Source organism: Paraburkholderia sp. RL17-347-BIC-D (genome assembly GCF_046027915.1).
In the GTDB taxonomy this organism is placed as follows: domain Bacteria; phylum Pseudomonadota; class Gammaproteobacteria; order Burkholderiales; family Burkholderiaceae; genus Paraburkholderia.
Genome location: NZ_JARESS010000001.1, coordinates 466,885 through 485,734 on the forward strand (window position 1 = coordinate 466,885; position 18,850 = coordinate 485,734).

Genomic DNA, 18,850 nt, shown 5'->3' on the forward strand with positions numbered 1-18,850 from the left:
AAGTGCGGTTTGCGTGGAAATACCAATTGAATGAGTCCATCATAGGCATAACCTCTGACCGTTAAACTCAGGATCACGAATCATGGATACCCGTCAGCTTCGGTACTTCGTTGCGATCGTCGATTGCGGCAGCATGGGCAAGGCCGCCGAGAAGCTGTATGTCGCGCAGCCTTCGCTGAGCCAGCAGATGAGCCGCCTCGAGGAGGAACTCGAAACGAAGCTGTTGATCAGAAGCCGGCAAGGCGTGGCGCCGACCGCCGCGGGCCAGTCGCTCTATCGTCATAGCCGGCTGGTATTGCGGCAAATGGAGGAGCTCAAGCAGGAAGTGCGGGAGGGTGGAAATGCCGAAAGCGGCACCGTCGCCGTGGGTTTTCCGACCACCATGGCGTCGATTCTCGCCATGCCGCTATTCGCGCGCATTCAGGAGCGCTTTCCTCGCATCCGTTTGCAGTTCTTTGAAAGCATGAGTGGCTTTATCAGCGAACTACTCGCGAACGAACGCATCGATCTGGCCATTCTGTTTCGCGATGCGGACACGCTGGGCGTGACCGCGCTGCCGGTTCTCGAAGAACAGCTGTACGTATTCGGCGAGCCGGGCGGAACAGTGGGTGCGCTTGCACAAACCTGCACCCTCGCGCAACTCAGCGGGGTGAAACTCGTCGCGCCCGGCATCTCGAACGGTTTGCGCCTGTTGCTCGAACGGGTGTTCGCGCGCGAGAACGTCGAGCTGAATATCGTCGCCGATATCGACTCGCTTCCCACGCTCATCTCCGTTGCGCAATCGGGCGCGGCGTGCACGATCCTGCCGGTGTCGGCATTGGCGCAACGCGATCCGGCACGGCGCCCGCGCGTGCGCAGAATTGTCGACCCCGCGTTGAAGCGTCCGGCGAGCGTCTGCTGGTCCAGCGCGACGCCGATGAATTCCGCGACCTCCGTGGTGTGTCAGACTATCGTCGATCTGATTCACGAGCTTTCCGCGCAGGGCGAGTGGTCCGGCATCACGCTGCTCGACCCCGCCATGAATCATGCACGCGTCACCTCGCATCGCAGCGAAGAGGCGAATGTGTTTCGCCGGTTCGCTCATATGCGGTGAACGCCTCGCGCGACGTCGTCCATGAAGCCGCGCGTGCAAACTCCTATCACTTATCTTCAGGACGCCGGCGACTTCGCATGCTTATGATCCGCGCTCAAGTCCACGCCCGCGAGAATTTCCCGCTCGACATCTTCGAGCGTTTTGCGGCGCGTTTCCGGACCGACCGCGAGCACCAGCAGGCACAACAGCAGCAGCACGCTTGCCAGCATCACGAACACGGCGAACGAGCCAAAGCCATTCAGCACGAACAACACGAAATACGGCATGATCGCGGCCGACACTCGCCCAACTGCGGTGGACGCGCCAAAGCCCGTGCCACGGATATCGGTCGGAAAGAGTTCAGGCAGGTAGACGGCGAGCACCGTATTCGCGGTGATCTGCACGAATAGCACTTCGAGAAAGCCGGTGGTGACGAGCAGCCAGGCCGGCGCATCGAGTGCGAATGCATAGCCGATGCCGACCGCGGCCGCCAGAAACGACGCCGTCGCCACCACGGTCCGGCGCCCCAGCCGGTCGACGAGAAAGATCGGAATCAGCATGCCGATCGGCGCGCCCATTGCCATCACCGCGGAGTAGGTCAGCGAGTGCACGATCGACTGGCCACGATGCAGCAGCAGCGTCGGCACCCAGCCGATGAAACCGTACTGGCTCGCAAGGATCAGCGACACGATCGCAAAACAGAACAGCGTGCGCCCGAGCCGATGGCGGCCGAACAGCGCGGTCCACGGCAACTCGTTGCGCTCCGGCAGGAAGCTCGCCGGCGCGGCGCGCGGCGCGTGCGCGTCGCCGGTATTTTCGAGCCACAGGGCGTCGAGCACCTCATGCATTTCCGCGGTGCGGCCCTGACGTTCGAGCCAGCGCGGCGATTCCGGCAGCGCCCGGCGCAGATACCAGACGATCAGTGCCGGCACCGCGCCCACCACGAACATTGCGCGCCAGCCGACAGCCGGCAGAAACCATGCGCCGACGAATGCCGACAGTGGCTGCGCGCAATTCACCAGCAGTCCGAGCGTCACGCCCCAGCGCCCGCGGCAATGCGCGGGCGTCATCTCGGCCATGATCGCGTAGCCCACCACCAACTCGCCGCCCAGTCCGATCCCGGCGATGAAGCGCAGGATCACGACCAGCGTGAACGAGGGCGCCGCCGCGGTCGCGAGCGTCGCGAGGCTGAACAGCAGCAGATTGAACTGATAGAGCGATTTGCGTCCGAAGCGATCGGCGAGCGTGCCGCTCATGACCGAACCGATCGCGAGCCCGAAGAAGGTGGCGAAGATGAATTGCGCCACGCCGCCGGTGCCGGTGAAGTTCGTGTGCACCATCGAAGCCACCACGCCCGATTGCATGAACAACTCGAACGCATCAATCAGCATGCCCGCGCCGAGCAGCCAGAACATCCGGCGGTGCGCCGCGCCGACAGGCATCTGTTCGATAGTTGCCTCTGCGATCGACATGGTGTCTTCCTCCAGAATTACGCGTCTCGTTCCCGAGTGTTTGAGGCTCCTCGCGGATCTACACCGGCCGGGTGCCGCGCAACTGGACGCGATGCATCAGGCGCCGCTGGCCGGGATAATCGTCGAGCGCGAGATGCTGGCAACAGCGGTTGTCCCAGAACGCAATCGAACCGGGAGCCCAGCGGAAGCGGCAGGTGAATTCGGGTCGCGTCGAGTGTTCGAACAGGAAGCGCAGCAACGGTGCGCTTTCGGCCACCGTCATATCCTCAAAACGTTCCGTATGCAGCGAATTGACGAACAGCGCTTTCCTGCCGGTCTCGGGGTGCGTCCTGATGACCGGATGCACCGCGGACAGCGTTGTATGGCTGCCGTAACCCTGGCCCTGCGCGAGTACATCTTCGGCTTCGAGCGACGCGAGAATGTGGCCGTTCGCATGCACGGCGCGCAGACCGGCCAGCATGGTCTTCATGCCGTCGGAGAGGGTGTCGTACGCCATGTACTGATTGGCGAACAACGTGTCGCCGCCAACTGGCGGCAGAATCCGCGCGGCAAGCACCGAACCGAGCGGCGGAATCTCCAGATGCGTGGTGTCGGAATGCCATTCCCAGCCGAACACGAGCGCGTCTTCCGGCTTCTTGTCGATGATCAGCAGTTCGGGCAGCGAGCCCGGATGCTGCCGGTGTGGCGGCAACACCGCAAGCTCACCGAAATAACGGGCAAAGTGAGCAAGATCGTTATCCGATGCATCCTGCTCGCGGAAAAAGATCACGAGGTACTCATGAAACGCGCGCCGGATCTGTGCGACCGTTGAAGGATCCAGTTCGCCGGACAGATTGACGCCGAACACTTCGGCGCCCAGGGAACCGGCCAGCGGTCTGACGATGATGCTCGATGCCATGCGAGTCTCCTCCGCGATACACGTGACGAGCGCCTGTCAGCACGGCCGAGGCGCAGTCTCCCACGCTCGGCGCCGCCCGTTCAGAAAATTTCTTGCGTTCATATATGTGAACGTCTATGCTTATCCATGAACTCAGAATAGGCGATGTGCAAACGCTGCGCAAGCGCGTTTGCCTTCCGTCCATGCGTGAATTCGGGTTTTCCTTAGGCTTTCTCGGGGGCGCAATGACGGTCGCGAACGATTCGGATGTCAAAAGCGCGCGGCGCGTAGTCGAGATTTTTCAATTGTTCGCGGAACTCAAGCAGGCGGTGCCGCTCGCGTTGATCAGCAAGCGTTTGGAGTTCCCCAAGTCGAGCTGCCTCGCGCTGCTCAAGACGCTCGAATCGAACGGCTATCTGTATCGCGTGCACGATTCGGCGGACTACTATCCCACGCGCCGTATCTTCGACGAGGCGCGCGTCATCATCGACAACGATCCGCTGCTATCGCACGTGCGGCCGGTGTTGCAGGAGCTCTGCAACGAAACCGGCGAGACGGTGTTCCTCGCCACGCGAACCGGCCATCAGTCGCACTACCTCGAAGTCGTGCAGTCGGGTCAAACGCTGCGCTACGCGGCAACGGTCGGAGAAAAGCGGCCGCTGCATATCGGCGCCGCCGGGCAGGCGCTGCTCGGCGCGATGACCGACGACGCGCGCAACGCGTTGATCGAGGAACTCGAGTTCGAGCAATACGCGCCGAATACCGTGACCAGCAAGACGCGCTACAAGCGTCTGATCGAGCAGGGCAAGGAGCGCGGCTGGTTCGTGTCGATCGGCGGATATCAGTCGGAGATCGCCTCGATCGGGCATTACGTGTGGATCAATGGCGAGGCGTATGCGATCGTCGTCGGCGCGCCGACGCAGCGGGTCAAGGGCAACGAGATATCCATCGGCCGGGCGGTCGCCAAGTACTGCAAGAAGATTTCGAGCCGGACGTAGCGGCCTGCAAGATCCGTCGAGCGCGCGGTAGGGGCACTTGCGGCGCAGGGTTCAGCCTCCGCGAAGCACGGCCCACAGGTCGCTGCTTTGCAGTTCATCGAGCGCAAGCACCGCATCGCGAACCTGTTCGGCGCGCGCGTGACTGACGGCCCAACACGCGTTCTCGAAGTACTTTGCGACGATCGCCTCATTGGAGAGCGCGCGCTCGCCGGCGCCTTTGTTGATGCGGTAATAGCGGCGATGTTGCCGGCCGTCGTCCGTATCGACGATCATGCCGCCCGAGTAGTAGGCGGGGAACGCGCTATCGGGGTCCGCGACGCATTCCACTCGCGCGGACAGCGCGAGGATGCGCTCATCGGCGAGCGTATCGGATTCCAGTTCAGCCAGTCCGAAGCGTCCACGCACGAGCGAAGCCGCCGCCACATACTGCGCGCTGAACTTCGCTTCATAGTTCGTGGTGGGCCGCCTTTTCGCTTCGAGCGGCTCGGTAACGATCGGCATGACCGGTTTGGGCAGCAGCGCCTGAATGCGGCTGATCCGGCTCACATCGATCTCGCCGCTGTGCGCCAGATCGGCGCCGGCCTCCGCGATCGAATGCAGAAAATGGCACACAGGGTAGGGTTTGATCGCCATCTGTTCCGTTTCCCAGATTTCGCCGAGACCCGCGCTCGCCATGACGTAATCGACTTCGCCCGCGTGTTGCTGCAGGTGCGAATCGAAAAGCCCGTAACGCCCTTCATACGGGCGCGACGGCGCAACAATACCGGCCTGAGCAAGCCGTGCCGCCGTGATGCCGCCAACGCAGCCCCAGCCCGGATGCAAGCGCTTGGACCACGTGCCTTCTTCGAGAAACACTTGCACGCCCGAAGCGGTGCTCGCGGCAATGCCTTGCGCCGCGGCCAGTTGCGCGGTATCCAGTCCATAGAGGCGGCCGGCGATCAACGCGGCCGAGAAGTGCGACAGCACACCGGTCGGGTGATAGCCGGCATGATGAAAGCCGCCTTTCGCCGCCGCGCCCAGACGCGTGGCGACTTCCATACCCACCAGATACGCGGCGAGCGCAGCGCGCCCGCTGGCGCCGGTTTCGTTGCCGACACACAGCGCCGCCGGCGCGCAGAAGGCGGTTGCATGCACGATGCCTTTCATATGCGTGTCGTCGTAATCGAGTCCATGCATCAGCGCCGCGTTGAGCAGCACCGCATTGCGCACGGTGTGCGTTTCGCTGCTGCCGATCACCGGACTGACTCCGCTTTCGCCGAGCGCCCTGATGCCGCGCAAGATCACGTCGGCGAATTCGTTGCGATGGGACGCGAACGCAATGCCGAGCGCGTCGAGGATCAGATGCTTGGCGCGCGTGCGTACGTGGCGCGGCACTTCGTCGAGGTTCAGCGAGTGAGCAAACGCGGCGAACGTTTGCGAAAGCGTGCGGTTGCCGGCCGGTGTGCTTGCCATCGTGAGCTCCATCGCATGTCGAAATTCGAGGCCCGAAATCGCGGGCCAACAGGATTCACGTTATAGATCGACCTGCGTGACAAGCAAGCTGTTTCGCGAAAAACACCGTGCACATCCGCGATAACCCGGATCTTCGTCCACGCTTAAATCGACGTTCAGCATATCGAAATTCCGTATGCGGCGATTATCGGCGATGCTCGGTAAAGCCCGCGACGCAGCGCGTCCGTGAGCGGCACGGGAAATACCATAAGACGATTGGAGACACAAATGCTACGAGCCCCGATGCGAACCTGGATCGGCGTATTGGCGGTGCTGCTTGCACTCTTGCCAATGGTCTCGCGCACGGCCTTCGCGAGCGATCCCGCGCTGATCGAGCAGGCGAAGAAAGAGGGCGGCCTCGTGGTCTACGGATGCGACCCGCCGCAAACGCCGGTGTATCTCGACGCATTCAAGAAGCGCTATCCGCAGATCAAGGTCAGTTCTTACGTCGCGGGCTGCTGGCAGATTTACAACCGCCATATCGCCGAGCGCAATGCAGGCAAGCAGGCGGCGGACGCGTTCTTCTCGCTGGAAGACGTCTTCACGCGGATGCAGAACGAGCAACTGCTCGACCCGTATCACTCGCCGGAGTTGAAGAACTTTCCCGCTGATGCCGCGCCCGCCGGAAAGGACTTCGAACGTGTGAAGACGTTGATTCTCGGCGTCGGTGCAAACAAACAGTATCTGAACGGCATGCAACCGCCGCAAGACTGGATGGATTTCGCCAACCCGAAGAAGGAGTGGCAAAACCAGATCACGTTTTACGACCCGCGTACGTCGTCGGCGGCTTTCTCGCTGCTTGCGACGCTGTACCAGAACTTCGGCGAACAGCGCACGGTGGCGATCTACCAGGGGCTCATCAAGTCTGGTGCTGAACTGACACCGACCACGCCGGCCGGCTTGTCGAAGATGCTGTCCGGCGAAAAGCCGCTTATGTTCTACGTGGTCAACAACCACTATAGCGGTGCGGTCGCCAAGGGCGCGCCGCTCGAATTCATCGTGCCGAAATCCGGCACCGTGTCGACGCCGTTTTCGGTCGCGGCGCTCAAGGGCGCGCCGCATCCCGCGGCGGCGAAGCTGTTCGTCGACTTCATGATGAGCGACGCGCAGACGATCATCCAGAAAGCGAACGAGTACGCATTGCGCAACGGCTCGGCGCCGCCGCAAGGCATGCCGAAGCTCGCGACGGTGAAGGTGCTGCCGCTCGACATCGACGCCGCGCTCAGGCAGCAGGCGCAGTTGATCGAGCTCTGGCAGAAAGCAACCGGAATCAGGTGAGGCCACGTATGTCGATCATCATTCGCCGCCTGCAAAAATCCTATGGCGCGCAACCGGTGCTGAAGTCGGTCAGCGAGAGTTTCGCCGAGGCGCAGATTTCGGTGCTGCTCGGCGCGAGCGGTTGCGGCAAGACCACGACGTTGCGCTGTATCGCGGGACTGGAGCGGCCTTCGGATGGCGAAATCGTGATCGCGGGACGTACCGTGTATCAGGCTACGCCCGCGCTCTGGGTGCCGCCCGAACGCCGTCATGTGTCGATGGTGTTCCAGTCGTACGCAATCTGGCCGCATATGAGCGTATTCGAAAACGTCGGCCTGCCGCTGCGGGCGGCAGGAGTGAGCGGCGCCAAGGCACGCGACGCGGTGATGGCGACGCTGCGGCTCGTCGGGCTCGACACGTTCGCCGAGCGCAGCGCGACGCAGTTATCAGGCGGTCAGCAGCAGCGCGTGGCGCTCGCGCGCGCCATCGTGTCCGAGGCGCCCGTCATTCTGATGGACGAGCCGCTCAGCAATCTCGACGCGAAACTGCGCGTGGAGATGCGCATCGAAATCCGTGAATTGCAGCGGCGTCTCGGCCGCACCATTCTGTTCGTCACGCATGATCAGGAAGAAGCGATGTCGATAGCGGACACCGTCTACCTGTATCACGCCGGCACGGTGATCCAGAAAGGCGCGCCGAAGGATCTCTACGATCGTCCCGCCACGCGTCACGCAGCGGAGTTTCTGGGGCGGGCGAACATCATCGCGGACTACGAATGGCAAATGGGCGCGAACGGCGCGGTGTTCGCGATGCCCGGCGGCCTGACGTTGCCCGCCGCGCTCGCGCAACCGCCGCGGCCCGGCGAGCTGTTGTGCATTCGTCCGGAGAAGTGGCGCGTGCTTCAGGCGGGTACACCCGGCTCGATCGCCGGGCGCGTCGCCGAGGCGAGTTTCGTCGGCAATCGCACCGAGTACCGGATCGATACCGCGTTCGGCCAGATGAGCGTCGTGCAGATCGACGCCGGTCCACGCCGGCCGGGCGACGCGGTCAGTATCGAAGTGGCGGCGGACGATATACGCGTGATAGGAGCGTGACCTTGGCCGACCTGCCTCTTTCGGAGCGTCACGCCGTGCAGCGCCACCGGTTCATGCAGCAGTTGCCGGCGATCATGGCGATCGTGCTGATCTGCTGCGCCGTCGCCGTCCTCGTGATCGCGCCGCTATGCGCCGTGCTATATCGCGCCGTATTCGACGCGGACGCGGGCACGCCGTCGGTGACGGGCCGTTACTTTGCCGAAGTGCTGGGCAAGCGGATTTACTGGGACGCGTTGGGCAACACGCTGTTCGTGTCGGGCGGCGCTGCGATGATCGCCACGCTGCTCGGCGTATCGTTCGCGTGGATTTTCGAGCGCACCGATACGTGGATGCGTGGCGTATTGCAATGGATCAGCCAGTTGCCGATCTTCATTCCGCCGTTCGTCGGCGCGGTCGCGTGGGCGCTGCTCGCCGCGCCCCGCAGCGGCATCATGAACCGGCTCCTCGCGGTGCTCGGTTTGCCGGGCGTGCTGGACGTCTACAGCCGCTGGGGCATGCTGATCGTGATCGGCCTGTATCTCGCGCCGTACGTGATGATGATCGTCGCGGCGGCACTACGCAGCATGGACCCGAGCCTCGAGGAAGCGGCGCAGGTGTGCGGCCTCACGCCCTTGCAGACCATGCGCCGCATCACCATTCCGCTACTCACGCCGGCCGTGCTGTCCGGCGCTGTCCTTGCATTCACGATAGCGATCGGCCTGTTCGGCACGCCGGTGGTACTCGGCTGGTCGCGACAGATTCTCATGCTGACCTCGCGCATCTGGATCGGCTCGCAGGAAGTGCCGCCCAACTATGGCGTGATGGCCGTCCTGTCGATCTATCTGCTTGCGTTGTCGAGCTTCACGACGTGGCTGCAACGCGTGCTGATCGGCAAGCGGGTCTATACGACCATCAGCGGCAAGGGGTTCCGGCCGCGGCTCGTCGAACTCGGCGCATGGCGCTGGGCCACCGGCGCGCTTGCCGCGCTCTATGTCGTGTCCACGATCCTCGCACCGATCGCAATTCTGATCGCCGCGGCGCTGTCACGCTACACCTGGTCCGGCGAGTACTCGTTCACCACGGCGATCGGCTATCTGCAATCGGACGACGTGTGGTTCACGCTGCAAAACAGCGTGCTCATCTCGGTGGTTTCCGCGACCACGGCGACGCTCGCGGGCATCGTGATCGCGTGGATCGTCGTGCGCACCCGGCTGCGCGGCAAGGGCCTGCTCGAATACGTGATCCTGCTGCCCATTTCGATGCCGGGCATCGCGTTCGGCGTCGGCATGCTGCTGTTCTGGATCAACGTGCCGCTCTCTGTCTACGGCACTACGTGGATCATCGTCTTTGCGTTCGTCGGCCGGTTTACCGCCTATGCGGTGCGGTCGGTGTCGGCCAGCCTGATCCAGGTGCATCTCGAGCTCGAAGAGAGCGCGCGCGTGTGCGGCTATGGACCGTTGCGCACGTTCACGCACATCACGTTGCCGCTCATTCGCGCCAGCGTGATCGCAGCGTGGCTGCTGCTCTTCAGCTTCTTCATGACCGAGCTCTCGATGGTCGTGATTCTCTACACCGCGGCGGACCGCACGTTCTCCGTGCTCGCATTCGAAGCGTGGAATGTCGGCGATTTCTCGCGGCTCGCGAGTTACTCGCTGTTGCAGATGGCGGTCGGCATCGTCTTCATGGCGATTTTGAAGACCTGCTTTCGCAGCTGGAGCGCGCCGCGTTCCATGCAACCGGTCACACCGAACTGAAGCAGACAGCCGTCTGCGTAATCTGCCCGTTGCCGGGCGTCTGGAGGAGCAGGGTATGAAACCGAAGAACATGCTGATGGACACGATGAAGTCGGGCCGCACCGCACTCGGCGTGTGGGCGAACGATCCCGAAACCGCGGAACTGTGCGCGCATCTCGGCTTCGACTGGATCATGATCGACATGATGTTTACCGGCATGGACTTCCATGACGTGCAGAACATGATCCGCACCTGCGAGGCGGCCGGCATTACGCCGGTCGTGCGCATGCAGACGAATCCGTGGCATGGCTACGATGCGCGCATTGGCGTCGATCTGTCGCGCTTGCAAGGCCTCGGCGCGGAATACGTGCTGATCTCGCATTCGGGCCTGCAGGAAATCAACGAAGCGCTCGAAATTGCGCGCGACTGGCACCGGCGCGCGCTCTGGATTCATCCGTTCAATAATCGCGAATGGGAGCAGCGCACCGACGAGATGGCGCAGGCCACGTACATCATTCCGCACGTGGAGAGCCAGGGCGGCATCGACGACTTCGACAAGGTACTCGATCATCCCGATCTGAAGATGTTCTTCTTCGCGATGACCGATCTGTCGAAAGTGCTGGGCGGCAATGCGAAGAAACCGGACTTCAATAGCCCGGATCTGTGGAAGCTGGTGGACCGTGGTGTGAAGAAAGCGCAACAGCGCGGCATCATGGTCGGCGCTAATACGAGCTACGCCTATACGTTGGAGGAAATGCGCCAGCGGGTCAAACGGCTGCACGACGCCGGTATGAACTTCATCATGATCCAGGGCGCGCAGTTCCTGTTTCAGGTCGCGATGATGGAGTTTTTGCCGAACGTGCGCAAAGACCTGGGCCTGGTCTGAATGCGCGGTTGCGAACATCGCCATGATGATGCGGCACGCCGGAGGAGGTAACATAAGCCACGCGCGAGCTCACGTGCAAAGCGTGACACCCGCGCCCCGGTTTGCCGCTGAGGAGACAATCCACGTTATGGCGACGCATTTCGATCTGACCGACATGCAGTTGATGGTGAACATTGGCGAATCATTGAGTCTCACGCGGGCGGCCGAGAAATCGCACCTGTCGGCGCCCGCGGCCAGCATGCGGATCAAGAACCTCGAAGACTATTTCCGCACACCTTTGCTGTACCGCACCAATCAGGGCGTGACGCTCACGCGTTCCGGCGAGGAACTGATGCGGCATGCGCGCATTCTGATCGCGCAGGTCGAGCAGTTGCACGGCGATATGCAGGAATTCGCGCGAGGCGTCAAAGGGCGGCTGCGCGTGCTCGGCAATACCACGGCGATGATGGAGGTGATGCCGAACATCCTGAGCCGTTTTCTCGCCTCGCATCCGGATGTCGACCTCGAACTGCGCGAGAGCGGCAGTCAGGCGATTGCAAGGGCGGTCGCCGACGGTGCCGCCGATCTCGGCATTGTCGCGGGCTGTCCGCCTGCGGAAAACCTGCGCTATCTGCCTTGCCGCGACGACCGTCTCGTGCTGATCGTGCCGAGCGGTCACGTGCTCGAGGGACGTGACGCGGTGGCGTTCGCCGAGACGCTCGCGTTCGATTACGTCGGCTTGTCGGAATGGAGTGCGATTCACGCGTTCCTCGTGCGGGCGGCTGCCGAGGCGGGGCGGCCGTTCCGCTTTCGCGCGGAGATGGGCAATTTCGATGCGGTGTGCCGGATGATCGAGGCGACCGTCGGCATTGGCGTGATTCCCGACTCCGTGGCGCGCAGGCTCGTGCCGACCATGCGCATCACCGCGATCGCGTTGACCGATAGTTGGGCGTTGCGCCGGCTGCATGTCTGCGTGCGCGACTTCGACGCGCTGCCGCTCTTCGCCCGTGAACTGGTCGATATGTTCGCAGCCGAAGCGCATGTCGGAAAAGAAGACACGCTGACGGCCGGCACGGCGACGCCCTAGCGAACCTCGAAGATAGCCTCCACCTCCACGGACGCCGCGGCGGGCAGGGTGGCGACGCCGACCGCCGTCCGTGCATGCCGGCCGCGCTCGCCGAACACCTCGAAGAAGAGATCGGACGCCCCGTTGATCACTTTCGGCACGTCCGGATAACCCGGCGTCGCGTACACGAAGCCACCGACGCGGTGGCAACAGAGCACGCGGTCCAGGTCGCCGTCCAGCGCGAGGTGCAACGCCGCCAACAGGTTCAGCGCGCAGATCTGCGCGGCTTGCTGTCCGGCTTGAAGGTCATGGACCTCGCCGACCGGACCACTGAATCGCACTTCGCCTTCCCATTCACAGATTTGTCCGGAGAGGAAGATCAACTGGCCCGAGCGTGAAAACGGTTTGAACGCGCCGCGCGGTGCGGGCACGTTCGGCAAGGCGAGGCCAAGGGCGTTCAGACGGGCGAGGGCCGTACCAGGGGAAGCATTCGATGTGGGCGTGGTCATGGCGGTGTTGAAGGTTTCCATTGAGGTGAAAGCCGGCGGGCGATCGGAGCTGGTCAGGCGTTGGTCGATGCGAAGCGATCCGGTAGGCAAATCATGACACGACCGGGCGCTGGTGAGAAACGTGTGAAGCATGCTCGACGCTTCCATGCGAGCTAACGGCAACGATATACACCCGCGCGGGCGTATGATTTCGCAACCTCTGCCAAACAGGAGCCGCCCCATGCAACCGCGTGTCCATCTTCTCTTCATTACCGTATTGGCCGGTGCATTGAGTGCCTGCGCGCAGACCGGCCCCGTCGAATTCTCCGCCTCGGGCGCCGACGCGCCGATGCTCAATCAGGCAAGCGATATGGACTTCGGTCCGATGGACAGGACGATCGCGCAATGCAAAACGGTGTCGCGCAACGCGGGGCCGGGCCAATGCACGAAAGTTCGCGCCTACGAATCGTGCATGAAGAGCAAAGGCTACATCACCGTGCTCGGGCCGGAAAACCCGCAAGGCTGCGGCGACCCGGAATGGGAGAAGGATGTGCGGAAGTGGCTTCAGTGAGGGGTTCATTGCGCAAGCCCTGTCAGCACGCATGAGATCCCGGCTGCTAACATGACGCTCCCCCTGCTTGCGCGAGAGAACGACATGCGACTGAAAGACCGGGTTGCCTTGATTACGGGTGCTCAACGGGGCATCGGACACGCGATAGCGGCAAGATTCGTCGCCGAGGGAGCAAAGGTGGTGCTCGCCGATGTAACGGACGCGACCGCGGAAGCAGATGCGCTTTGCGCCTCAGGTGGCGAAGCCTGCTACGTCCGCGCGGACGTGTCGCTCGAATCCGACGTCAGCGAGATGTTTCGCCAGGCTGAAGCCCGTTTCGGACAGGTAGACATTCTGGTCAATAACGCAGGCATCGAATTCGCGAAGACCGTTCTCGACACGACCGTTGCGGAATGGGACCGTCTGATGGCGGTCAACCTGAAAGGCGTTTTCCTATGTTCGAGAGCGGTCATCCCGTCGATGCAAATGCGCGGTGAGGGCGTCATCATTAACATTGCGTCCGAGTTGGGACTGGTGGGCGAGGCCAATGTCGCCGCCTACTGTGCGTCGAAAGGCGGAGTCGTCATGTTGACCAAGGCGATGGCGGTCGATCATGGCCGCAGCGGTATTCGTGTGAATTGCCTGTGTCCCGGCCCCGTCGCGACGCAATTGCTGGAGGATGTGTTTACCAGCAGCGTCGATCCGGCCGGTTTGCGACGCTCATTCGAAGCCGCGACGGTGTTGGGCCGAATCGGTACGCCTGGCGAAGTCGCCAGCGCCGCCGCTTTTCTGGCGAGCGACGACTCGGCCTTCATGTCGGGCGCAAATCTGGTCGTTGACGGAGGATGGACGGCGCGTTGAATCACACGGGAGATCGAGGCGGCGCGGCCGGCCAACCGGAGCGTGTGCGGATCAGCAACGATCTGGGCCCCGAAGCAGATGCCGAAGCGCACACGCGCCAGGCTACCTAACTCGCGCAAAGCGCCACGATCTCCGCCGCCGACGCCTCTTCACGCGCCAGGGTTCGCCGGTCCATCCACTCGAAGCGGCCCGACGCGAGTGCTTTGCCGCTGACCACCACGCGTTGCCGGCATGCGATCAACTCGGCGTCGGCGAGCTTTTTTCCGGCTTGCGCCAGACGATCGTCGACCAGCACGCTCAATCCTTTTGCTTGCAGTTCGCGTTGCAGCGCCTGGGCGGCCTCCTGCCGTTCCTGACGCTCCCAGTCGATGACGGTGAGCACGACGTCGAAGGTGTTGAACGACTCGCTGCCCCAAAAGCCGCGCTCGTCGCGCTGCCGGCTGAGCAGCAGCATGGCGAGGCGCGAAACGCCCACGCCGAAGCAGCCCATTCTGACGAATTCGCCTTTGGCGTTCACCAGGCCCATAGCCTTGGAGTAACGATCGCCCAGGTCGAAAATGTGCGCACATTCGAGTGATTTCTGACCGTCGGTCTCGTCCTCGCCGAGTTCGCTGAGGACATGAAACTCCTCCGAGCTTTGGCCGCCGATTTCCCCGTTGTCGCTGGACTTGACGATGGCGGCGAGCCCCAGTCGCCTGAAGATGCGCTGATAGGCTTCGCGAACGGCCTCATACGCTGCGCGTGCACCGTCTTCCGTGGCATTGAAGGCGTAGCCGTCTTTCATGATGAACTCCTTGGCACGCGCGAGGCCGCCGCGCGTCCTCAGTTCGTCGCGGTATTTGTTGCCGAACTGATAGAGGCCCAGACTCATGTCCGTCCTGTTGTAGTGCGTCTTGACCATGTTGGTGGCCAATTCCTCGCACGTGGCGCCGAGGCAAAAGAGCCGGCCGGAGCGGCTCGTGAGCCGCATCAACTCGTCGCCATACACGTCCAGTCGCCCGGTTTGCCGCCACAGATCGGCGTCCTGCAACAGGCTCATCTGAATTTCGCAAAAGCCGGCGCGCTCCATCTCCTCGCGCACGATGCTCTCGACGCGCCGCTGCGCTCTCAGTCCGAGCGACATCCAGGAGTAAAGTCCCGCGGCGTCCTGATGGACGAGGCATGCCTTGCGGGCGAGGTCGGTCAGTTCCAGCCGGGTGTTGTCCTGCTCGAAGAAACTGTTGGCGAAAAATTGCTGTGAGAATTTCATGAGTGCTCCGGATTCAGAATTCAGCGTAAAAACAGGCCTGAAATGAAAAAACGCCCGCAAGGGGCGTCCGGATCATCGATTCTCACGCGAGGCGCAGGCGCTTAGCCTCCCTGTCGCGCATATTGAGTTCTCGAGCAGACTCCGGCCGCCATAGCGGGCACCGGAGGTCGTTGCGGGAGAATGCTCAAAAAGTCCATGATGTTCTGCTGCTCGTGCTGTACTCGTTTCTATTCAATGGCGGGAGATGCTGCGCCGACATGATCGAGCGGATCGCGGGTTGGCTTCGCTTCCTCGTCTTTCATTAGTTGCTACTCTGCACGAAACGCGGCGCGGCTGCAACCCCGCCTCGCCAATGTCCGGGGCATAGGGGCACTGTCTGTGCTATTACCCAGGTTCGCCCAGCGTGCGTCTCAATGCCGTGAAGAACAGTTCCGACTGCGCCCGCTCGCTTTGCACCTGATTTGCCACGCGAGCCGCGAGGGCAGGGTCCACCGGCTTCAGTGGCCGCCCCGTGGAAAGCGCCAACACCTGGCTTTGGCAAGCCCGCTCCAGATAGTAAAGATCATCGTACGCGTAGTCGATGCGCTCGCCGCACACCACCACGCCGTGGTTGCCGAGGAACACGATGTCGCTGCCATTCATCGCATGCGCGATCCGTTCGCCTTCTCCGGCGTCCAGTGCCAGGCCGTTGTACTCGCGGTCCAGCGCGATGCGGCCGTGAAAGCGCATTGCGTTTTGCGACAGCGTGGTATCGAGGCCGCAGTCTTCGGTCAGCGTCAATGCGGTCGCATAGGGCATATGCGTATGCAGCACGCAACGCTTGCCCGCGATGTTATGGACCGCCGCGTGGATGAACATGGCGGTGGGCTCGATCTCGTGCCGGCCGGCGACGCGATTGCCGAGACCGTCCACGATGACGATGTCGTCCGCCGTAATTTCGCTCCACATCAGGCCGCGCGGATTCAGCAGGAAGAGCCCGCGGTTGCCGGGCAGTGCGATGCTGAAGTGATTGCATACCCCTTCGCCGAGACCGTGATGCGCGGCGGCACGCAGTGCCAACGCAAGATTCTGCCGCAGGGCGACGACTTCCGGGGCGTGAAAGATGGCGTCTTCAACAACCGGGGTAGCTTTCATGGCGGTGTCCGCGTTCGTAATGATGTGGAGGAGGCGGCCCTTATCGCCCGACTCTCGACAAACATTGACGAGCTTATCAGCGGCTTCGGGCGAGAGGTAGTGCGAGCCTTGCTATTTCCGCGAAGTATCGCGCACCGGTTAGCAAAATATCATCATTGAAGTCATAGGTTGAATTATGCAACGGCACGCCGCCCGTCTTGCCCGTATCCCCGTTGCCGATGAAAGCAAAGTTGCCCGGCACGACCTGCAGGAAGGCGCCGAAGTCCTCGGAGATCATCATGGGCTGCACGTTGGCTTCGACGTTTTCGGCGCCGACGATATGACGGGCCGCCGAGACGGCAAGCTCCACATAATCCCCCGAGTTCACGGTCGGTGCAAATTCGTGCGTGTATTCGAACGAGCACTGCGCCCCGTGCGCGTGGCAGATCCCTTCGCTGATTTCTCGCATGCGGGTGGCGAGCATGTGCTGCACCTCCGGCGCGTAGCTGCGCGTGTCGCCTTTGATCGTCACATTCGAGGGGATGACGTTGCGAATGCCGTCCGTGATGAACTCGGTGCAGGAAATCACCGCCTGTAAGCCCGGATCCAGGTTGCGCGAAACGATGGTCTGAAGCGCCAGCACGATTTGCGACGCGATCACGATGGGATCCACGCCCATGTGCGGCCGCGCCGCGTGCGTGCCGCGCGCCTTGATATGGATGACGAAGTTATCCTCGCTCGCCATGATTCCGCCGGCTCGGGTCGCGAATGTGCCGGCCCGCTGGCCCGGCATATTGTGCGCACCGAAAATTGCGTCGACAGGGAAGCGCTCGAAGAGTCCGTCGCTCATCATCGCTTTTGCGCCGCGGCCGTGTTCCTCCGCCGGCTGGAAGATAAACCGCACCGTACCGTTGAAGTCTCGCCGCTCGCAAAGCAGGCGCGCCGCGCCGAGGATCATGGACATATGGCCGTCGTGACCACACGCGTGCATCTTGCCGTGCGTACCCGACGCGTGCGAACGGTCAGGCGCGTTTTCGAGGATATTGAGCGCATCCATATCGGCACGCAGTCCGATCACGCCTTTTCCCGACCCAACGGTGAGATTGGCGACGAGTCCGGTACCGCCGATTCCACGGTGAACCTCGAGGCCGAGCGTTTGCAGAATGTTCGCCACGTAATCGGCGGTCGCGACTTCCTCGAAGCCGGTTTCCGGATGCTGGTGCAGATGCTGACGCCAGCTTTTCAACTGCGATTGCAGGGACGTTTCCATGGTTTCAGATCCTGTTCGAATTCAATGCATGTCGACGCGTCATGCCATATCCGCCGATGAGTGAGCGAGATGGCCGAGCCAATCGGCCTGGCGCTCCAGCACCGACGCAGCGGTTTCGCCCACGCATTGCGCGTAGACGGAGGGCGCGGTCGCACCTTCCGTGCTGATGACGAGCACGCGCGAATTCGCATTCAGTCCGACCGCTCGCGCCAGGTTCGCGTCGCTCATTAACGCGGCCAGGCCTGCGAAACCCGCAGCGCCCGACTCGCCAGCCACTAGCGGCACATCGCGCGCGGAGCCGGCGGCCAATGCGCGCATGGCAATGATCGCGTCGTCGTCCTGGATGGTCATGAAGTGATCGATGCAAGGCTGCAGGATTTTCCACGCGAGCGGCGATGTCTCGCCGCAAGCCAGCCCGGCCATAAGAGAATCGATCGCTCCGCTAGCTCTCGTCGCGCGGCCCTCGAGCGCGCTTTGATACAGGCAATCGGCCTGCTGCGGCTCGACCACCACGAAGTGCGGCCGATCCGCGCCATAGGTCTCCCAAAGAAAGCTCGCGATACCCGCGGCAAGGCCGCCCACGCCGCCTTGCAGAAAGACGTGAGTGAATGCCGGGACGTGCTGATCGCTGGCGCTTTGCTCGATGATTTCGGCGACCACGGTTCCGTATCCCTGCATCACGTCGCGAGGAATGTCCTCATAGCCTTCGTACGAGGTATCCGACACGACATGCCAGCCGTTTGCAGCAGCAAGGCGGGCTGCCTCTTCGACCGACTCGTCGTAGTTGCCCGCGATGCGGATGATCTTCGCGCCGTATGCAGCAATCGCCTGCTCGCGTTCGACGCTCACATTGGCATGCAACACGATCACGCATTCACAGCCGACCGTTTGCGCGGCTGCCGCCAACGCCTTGCCGTGGTTACCGTCCGTCGCGCTGATCACCGTCAGATGGGTGAGCATGTCCTTGCAGCGTCCCTCGATCACGGCAACCGCGTCGAGGTCGTGCATCGGCCAAAGGCGCAGGATCAGCCGGACCAGTGCGATGGGCGCGCCCAGCGCCTTGAAGCTGCCGAGTGGGGAACGCACGGATTCGTCTTTCACGCATAGCTTCGCGACGCCGAGTCGCGCCGCGGCATCGGGTAAATCCCGAAGCGGCGTTGCCTTTGGATTGAGGTGATCCCAATGTGACAGCCATGCACGGCTTTGCTGGGCCGCCGCAACGTTCAGGATCCGCGTCAGGTCATTGGGGTAGCAGGTACGCGACGCATGCTTGTTGGCGATGAGCATTGCAATTCGACTCCGGAAAGACGGTTGGACAAAGTGACTTCGGTCGGGGAAAAGGGCGGGCAGCCGTCCTCGACATGTCACCATCCAACAGAATAATATTGCTTGATCCGCGCCGATATGACGCAGAA

At 62.5% G+C, this 18,850-nt stretch carries 17 protein-coding genes; 9 read left to right on the plus strand and 8 right to left on the minus strand.

What is annotated here, in order from left to right; translation table 11 throughout:
• The first annotated feature begins 82 nt into the window (after window positions 1–82).
• Window positions 83–1,093 carry a LysR substrate-binding domain-containing protein gene (locus tag P0D96_RS02155; RefSeq protein ID WP_132374417.1) on the plus strand — a complete coding sequence of 337 codons (1,011 nt, stop codon included), beginning with the start codon at window positions 83–85 and terminating at the stop codon, window positions 1,091–1,093.
• Between the two features lie 56 nt (window positions 1,094–1,149).
• On the opposite strand, the gene P0D96_RS02160 is transcribed toward P0D96_RS02155, so the two are convergent.
• Both P0D96_RS02160 and P0D96_RS02165 read right to left on the minus strand, forming a co-directional pair.
• Window positions 1,150–2,544, minus strand: a complete 1,395-nt coding sequence (locus P0D96_RS02160) for an MFS transporter (RefSeq protein ID WP_408311233.1) — start codon at window positions 2,542–2,544, stop codon at window positions 1,150–1,152.
• Between the two features lie 58 nt (window positions 2,545–2,602).
• Window positions 2,603–3,442 carry a TauD/TfdA dioxygenase family protein gene (locus P0D96_RS02165; protein ID WP_408311236.1) on the minus strand — a complete coding sequence of 280 codons (840 nt, stop codon included), beginning with the start codon at window positions 3,440–3,442 and terminating at the stop codon, window positions 2,603–2,605.
• Between the two features lie 224 nt (window positions 3,443–3,666).
• On the opposite strand from P0D96_RS02165, the gene P0D96_RS02170 reads away from it, so the two are divergent.
• Window positions 3,667–4,419 carry an IclR family transcriptional regulator gene (locus P0D96_RS02170; RefSeq protein ID WP_165923839.1) on the plus strand — a complete coding sequence of 251 codons (753 nt, stop codon included), beginning with the start codon at window positions 3,667–3,669 and terminating at the stop codon, window positions 4,417–4,419.
• A 51-nt stretch (window positions 4,420–4,470) separates the two neighbouring features.
• Here P0D96_RS02170 and P0D96_RS02175 read toward each other — a convergent pair whose 3' ends face one another.
• Window positions 4,471–5,871: an MmgE/PrpD family protein gene (locus P0D96_RS02175; RefSeq protein ID WP_408311239.1), complete on the minus strand. Its 1,401-nt coding sequence runs from the start codon at window positions 5,869–5,871 to the stop codon at window positions 4,471–4,473.
• Window positions 5,872–6,153: 282 nt separating this feature from the next.
• On the opposite strand from P0D96_RS02175, the gene P0D96_RS02180 reads away from it, so the two are divergent.
• The 5 genes from P0D96_RS02180 (at window position 6,154) to P0D96_RS02200 (ending at window position 11,925) form a co-directional block, all read left to right on the plus strand.
• Window positions 6,154–7,188: an ABC transporter substrate-binding protein gene (locus tag P0D96_RS02180; protein WP_408176663.1), complete on the plus strand. Its 1,035-nt coding sequence runs from the start codon at window positions 6,154–6,156 to the stop codon at window positions 7,186–7,188.
• Between the two features lie 8 nt (window positions 7,189–7,196).
• Entirely contained in the window at window positions 7,197–8,261 is a 1,065-nt protein-coding gene (locus tag P0D96_RS02185) for an ABC transporter ATP-binding protein (RefSeq protein ID WP_408176664.1), read from the plus strand.
• A 2-nt stretch (window positions 8,262–8,263) separates the two neighbouring features.
• Entirely contained in the window at window positions 8,264–9,994 is a 1,731-nt protein-coding gene (locus P0D96_RS02190; protein ID WP_408311244.1) for an ABC transporter permease, read from the plus strand.
• Window positions 9,995–10,049: 55 nt separating this feature from the next.
• A complete protein-coding gene (locus tag P0D96_RS02195; RefSeq protein WP_408311247.1) occupies window positions 10,050–10,859 on the plus strand; it encodes an aldolase/citrate lyase family protein in 810 nt (269 codons plus the stop codon).
• A 127-nt stretch (window positions 10,860–10,986) separates the two neighbouring features.
• Window positions 10,987–11,925 (plus strand): LysR family transcriptional regulator, encoded by a 939-nt coding sequence (locus P0D96_RS02200; RefSeq protein WP_132374426.1) that lies wholly within the window; start codon window positions 10,987–10,989, stop codon window positions 11,923–11,925.
• On the opposite strand, the gene P0D96_RS02205 is transcribed toward P0D96_RS02200, so the two are convergent.
• Window positions 11,922–12,545, minus strand: coding sequence for a RidA family protein (locus P0D96_RS02205; RefSeq protein ID WP_408311251.1), 624 nt, complete (start codon window positions 12,543–12,545; stop codon window positions 11,922–11,924). The genes P0D96_RS02200 and P0D96_RS02205 overlap by 4 nt on opposite strands.
• An 88-nt stretch (window positions 12,546–12,633) precedes the next feature.
• Here P0D96_RS02205 and P0D96_RS02210 point away from each other — a divergent pair, with 88 nt between their 5' ends.
• Together P0D96_RS02210 and P0D96_RS02215 are read left to right on the plus strand one after the other, a co-directional pair.
• Complete coding sequence (locus P0D96_RS02210) at window positions 12,634–12,963, plus strand: hypothetical protein (protein WP_408176672.1); 330 nt, start codon at window positions 12,634–12,636, stop codon at window positions 12,961–12,963.
• A gap of 51 nt (window positions 12,964–13,014) precedes the next feature.
• Complete coding sequence (locus P0D96_RS02215) at window positions 13,015–13,803, plus strand: SDR family NAD(P)-dependent oxidoreductase (RefSeq protein WP_408282237.1); 789 nt, start codon at window positions 13,015–13,017, stop codon at window positions 13,801–13,803.
• A gap of 106 nt (window positions 13,804–13,909) precedes the next feature.
• Here P0D96_RS02215 and P0D96_RS02220 read toward each other — a convergent pair whose 3' ends face one another.
• From P0D96_RS02220 to P0D96_RS02235, 4 genes are all read right to left on the minus strand, one after another.
• Window positions 13,910–15,052: an aminoacyl--tRNA ligase-related protein gene (locus P0D96_RS02220; RefSeq protein WP_408311254.1), complete on the minus strand. Its 1,143-nt coding sequence runs from the start codon at window positions 15,050–15,052 to the stop codon at window positions 13,910–13,912.
• A gap of 384 nt (window positions 15,053–15,436) precedes the next feature.
• Window positions 15,437–16,186, minus strand: coding sequence for an aldolase (locus tag P0D96_RS02225; protein ID WP_408311257.1), 750 nt, complete (start codon window positions 16,184–16,186; stop codon window positions 15,437–15,439).
• A gap of 76 nt (window positions 16,187–16,262) precedes the next feature.
• Window positions 16,263–17,435, minus strand: coding sequence for a M20 aminoacylase family protein (locus P0D96_RS02230; RefSeq protein ID WP_408311260.1), 1,173 nt, complete (start codon window positions 17,433–17,435; stop codon window positions 16,263–16,265).
• Between the two features lie 39 nt (window positions 17,436–17,474).
• Entirely contained in the window at window positions 17,475–18,722 is a 1,248-nt protein-coding gene (locus P0D96_RS02235; RefSeq protein WP_408311263.1) for a diaminopropionate ammonia-lyase, read from the minus strand.
• Window positions 18,723–18,850 lie beyond the last annotated feature (128 nt).